General features: G+C 56.5%; 2 protein-coding genes. One reads left to right on the top strand and one right to left on the bottom strand.

All coding sequences use genetic code 11. The features are described from left to right. Positions 1–241 (top strand): hypothetical protein (locus tag AAAB35_RS06440; RefSeq protein ID WP_340667383.1); only part of this gene is annotated, 241 nt, incomplete at its 5' end. Between the two features lie 82 nt (positions 242–323). Here the strand turns inward: AAAB35_RS06440 and AAAB35_RS06435 are convergent. Next, positions 324–797: a hypothetical protein gene (locus AAAB35_RS06435; protein ID WP_340667382.1), complete on the bottom strand. Its 474-nt coding sequence runs from the start codon at positions 795–797 to the stop codon at positions 324–326. Positions 798–1158: the final 361 nt, after the last annotated feature.

The raw sequence follows: 1158 nt of genomic DNA, 5'->3' as shown, positions 1-1158 counted from the left end.
TGGACATTTTGATGGCCGCGAAGAAGCGCGTGCCGTCGATCCACGTGATTACGCAGGAAATGGGACGGTAGGTACGACGCCGACACCTCCGTGCGATTGTCCGACTGAGGTGCATCTTCCTCAGAAGGCGGTGGAGCCCGAGGGCTCTCGCCACCGCTTGATTATGTCGGCATCGCTAAGATGCTTCGCCTCTATCGCGGCAACAGTGTCGCTGCCGAACGGCATGCGGACGGGCGGTTGAGCGACGTCGGAGAAGGCCACGACCCGCTGGGCGAACCTTTTGGGGTCGCCGGACCCGACAGTTCTTAGGCTAGGCAATCGGCTTATCGTTGAGCAGCGGCAGCGTCCAAGAGGCCCCGCGCGTCTTTGCCGTGGTAATCGCGCTTGAAGGCCGCGATTTCCTGCTTTTTAGGTATCGTTATCACGACAAAGCGCTTATCAGGCTCCGGTCCTTCATCAATCGCTAGGTCGACCAACCAGACAGTCATCGATGAACCACGACAGAGGGCCATTAGAAGTTCCGCATCCGCATCTTCTTCGTCCATTGGCTGGAATGGAAGCTCGTAAACAAAAGTTTCCTGAAAGGGCGTTCCCTGGAGACTGTCAGTGAACCACTTCCACGCGGATGAGAAATCGATCGGAAACGGTGGCATCTCCAGGTTCAAGTGCACAATATCTCTGCTGAAGATAACCTCGCCGTCGTAATAGGCGTGGATGCCCAGTGAATACTCAGACTCACTTACGTGGTTCGCAAGTGTCCTTCTGAGCTTCTCTAGGGTTGACGACTTTTCGAACATTAGCGCCTCCAAAACTAAGCAAATGGGCGCTGGCGCGGATATGTCCAGTCATAGCAGTGTTGACAATTCGAACCTCCATTAAGCCTTGACCACTGGGCAGCGGGCTGGTCTCCCGCAATGGCCGGCGAATTGGCACACGAGGCCCTGCCTATCCGGCTTCGCACTCGACCGCGAAGGCCGCATCAAGATCGCCTCCCCTGTACGGCGTCATAGGGTCCTCTCGCGCCCCCATTGGAGTGTTCCGCGCATGAAACAGACCGACGACTGGAGCATCGTCATCTATAATTTCGGTTGAAGCTTACGCTGACGCGCATCTGCTGGAGTAGCAGCCGTTGACTAAGGACAACCTTATCGACGACGC

The organism is Phyllobacterium sp., from assembly GCF_037994425.1.
Lineage (GTDB): Bacteria > Pseudomonadota > Alphaproteobacteria > Rhizobiales > Rhizobiaceae > Phyllobacterium.
This window is presented reverse-complemented; position numbering and strand designations above follow the sequence as displayed.